Below are 1,795 nucleotides of genomic sequence, written 5' to 3'. Positions count from 1 at the left end.
GCTTTTAGCTAAACTCTCAAAAACAGGTAAAAAATCCTTATCAAATCCGCTAATTTCAATTTTTATAGCCATTTATATCCTTTCTTATATAATTTTTATTTTTATTATACCATAAAGGGTTTTGTTGTAAATTTTTTATATATAAAATTACATAAATAAGACAATCAAAATACAATATAAAAGATTAAAGAATAGTAAAAACGGTTTTTTAAAAAAACTAATATAAATATATGGCTAATTATATAATTAATCCTCCTCTAAGCCATCATTAATTCCTGCTTCTGCAAGTTCAAGCTGTTCTTTTTGATACACTTTATCATCTTTAAAGGCTTCAAAACTTTTTTCCCATAAAACCTTTCTTTGCTCTATATATTCTTGATCTTTACACATATTAATCCTTTTTATTTATCAGGTTTAAAACCACTATCTAAAATTATTTTTGTCATTGCACCTTTAAGTTTATCAAAACGATTTAAAGCTTGCATATTACTAACTCTATTATCATCTTTTTTATAAAACACTTTAAAAACTTCATCACTTTGTTTGTGTTTTACCATATCATCTAAAGTAGGACTATCTATGAATTCATATTCTTTGGTAAAATCTTCATTTAAAACATCGAATAAATCTTGAGAAATAACCATTAGGATTAACTGGATCATAAGTATAAGAACTTACTACACATTCTCTCATAGCTTTTTGTATTTCTTCTTGGGATAATTTTTTCATAGTGTTTTTCTTTTTTCTTTCTATTATGATATAAATGACTTAATATGTAGTTATGGATTTTTATAAACTTGATTAATTTAACTTCAATTATTAAAACAACTCGCTATGAGAACCTATATTAATACATGTTAAAATAAGTTTATCATCTTGTTTTTGATAAATTAAGAGCAAATCAGGTTTTACATGACACTCTCTAAGCTCTTTAAATTCACCTTTTAGTTTATGATCTTTGTATTTTCTTTCAAGAGTTTCATTGTTAGATAAGCGATAGACTATTTCATCTACTAAGTCTTTTTCTTTTAGCGTTAGCTTCTTATAGTTTTTCTTGTATTCTTTTAAAACTCTAATTTCATATTTCACGCATAGCCTTTTTATACTCATCAAAGTTTTTAAAAGTTTCATGCTCTCCATTTTTCATTTCTTCTAAAGCCTTTTTCATAGAACTTTGTTTTTTCTCTTCTGGAGTATCACATTCTAACAAACAATAAGTAGCTTTTAGGCTTTTAGCTAAACTCTCAAAAACAGGTAAAAAATCCTTATCAAATCCGCTAATTTCAATTTTTATAGCCATTTATATCCTTTCTTATATAATTTTTATTTTTATTATACCATAAAGGGTTTTGTTGTAAATTTTTTATATATAAAATTACATAAATAAGACAATCAAAATACAATATAAAAGATTAAAGAATAGTAAAAACGGTTTTTTAAAAAAACTAATATAAATATATGGCTAATTATATAATTAATCCTCCTCTAAGCCATCATTAATTCCTGCTTCTGCAAGTTCAAGCTGTTCTTTTTGATACACTTTATCATCTTTAAAGGCTTCAAAACTTTTTTCCCATAAAACCTTTCTTTGCTCTATATATTCTTGATCTTTACACATATTAATCCTTTTTATTTATCAGGTTTAAAACCACTATCTAAAATTATTTTTGTCATTGCACCTTTAAGTTTATCAAAACGATTTAAAGCTTGCATATTACTAACTCTATTATCATCTTTTTTATAAAACACTTTAAAAACTTCATCACTTTGTTTGTGTTTTACCATATCATCTAAA

General features: G+C 24.4%; 6 protein-coding genes. All 6 read right to left on the bottom strand.

The window, feature by feature from the left end:
- Positions 1 to 246: 246 nt before the first annotated feature.
- The 6 genes from AJN70_RS09600 to AJN70_RS09595 all read right to left on the bottom strand — a co-directional run bounded on the left by AJN70_RS09600 (position 247) and on the right by AJN70_RS09595 (position 1,618).
- On the bottom strand, positions 247 to 390 hold the full coding sequence (locus tag AJN70_RS09600; RefSeq protein WP_002807233.1) for a hypothetical protein: 144 nt from the start codon (positions 388 to 390) through the stop codon (positions 247 to 249).
- An 11-nt stretch (positions 391 to 401) separates the two neighbouring features.
- On the bottom strand, positions 402 to 644 hold the full coding sequence (locus AJN70_RS02765) for a hypothetical protein (RefSeq protein WP_070232975.1): 243 nt from the start codon (positions 642 to 644) through the stop codon (positions 402 to 404).
- The gene (locus AJN70_RS09830) at positions 607 to 729 is read right to left on the bottom strand and encodes a hypothetical protein (RefSeq protein ID WP_002813541.1); all 123 of its coding nucleotides are present in this window, start codon (positions 727 to 729) and stop codon (positions 607 to 609) included. Before AJN70_RS09830 ends, AJN70_RS02765 begins: the two co-directional genes overlap by 38 nt.
- Positions 730 to 819: 90 nt before the next feature.
- Positions 820 to 1,089, bottom strand: a complete 270-nt coding sequence (locus AJN70_RS02760) for a type II toxin-antitoxin system YafQ family toxin (protein ID WP_002789000.1) — start codon at positions 1,087 to 1,089, stop codon at positions 820 to 822.
- Complete coding sequence (locus AJN70_RS02755) at positions 1,079 to 1,300, bottom strand: hypothetical protein (protein WP_002881155.1); 222 nt, start codon at positions 1,298 to 1,300, stop codon at positions 1,079 to 1,081. Before AJN70_RS02755 ends, AJN70_RS02760 begins: the two co-directional genes overlap by 11 nt.
- A gap of 174 nt (positions 1,301 to 1,474) precedes the next feature.
- The gene (locus AJN70_RS09595; protein ID WP_002807233.1) at positions 1,475 to 1,618 is read right to left on the bottom strand and encodes a hypothetical protein; all 144 of its coding nucleotides are present in this window, start codon (positions 1,616 to 1,618) and stop codon (positions 1,475 to 1,477) included.
- Between the last annotated feature and the right edge of the window lie 177 nt (positions 1,619 to 1,795).

Origin of the sequence: Campylobacter sp. BCW_4341, from assembly GCF_001764255.1 — a bacterium.
Lineage (GTDB): Bacteria > Campylobacterota > Campylobacteria > Campylobacterales > Campylobacteraceae > Campylobacter_D > Campylobacter_D jejuni.
The sequence above is the reverse complement of the archived record's forward strand: the minus strand, read 5'-3'. Positions and strand labels throughout refer to the sequence as shown.

Bases quoted from the DNA above. Each gene is read 5' to 3' on its own strand.
- AJN70_RS02765 (WP_070232975.1), bottom strand. From the start codon at position 644: ATGGTTATTTCTCAAGATTTATTCGATGTTTTAAATGAAGATTTTACC.
- AJN70_RS09595 (WP_002807233.1), bottom strand. From the start codon at position 1,618: ATGTGTAAAGATCAAGAATATATAGAGCAAAGAAAGGTTTTATGGGAA.
- AJN70_RS09830 (WP_002813541.1), bottom strand. From the start codon at position 729: ATGAAAAAATTATCCCAAGAAGAAATACAAAAAGCTATGAGAGAATGT.
- AJN70_RS02755 (WP_002881155.1), bottom strand. From the start codon at position 1,300: ATGGCTATAAAAATTGAAATTAGCGGATTTGATAAGGATTTTTTACCT.
- AJN70_RS09600 (WP_002807233.1), bottom strand. From the start codon at position 390: ATGTGTAAAGATCAAGAATATATAGAGCAAAGAAAGGTTTTATGGGAA.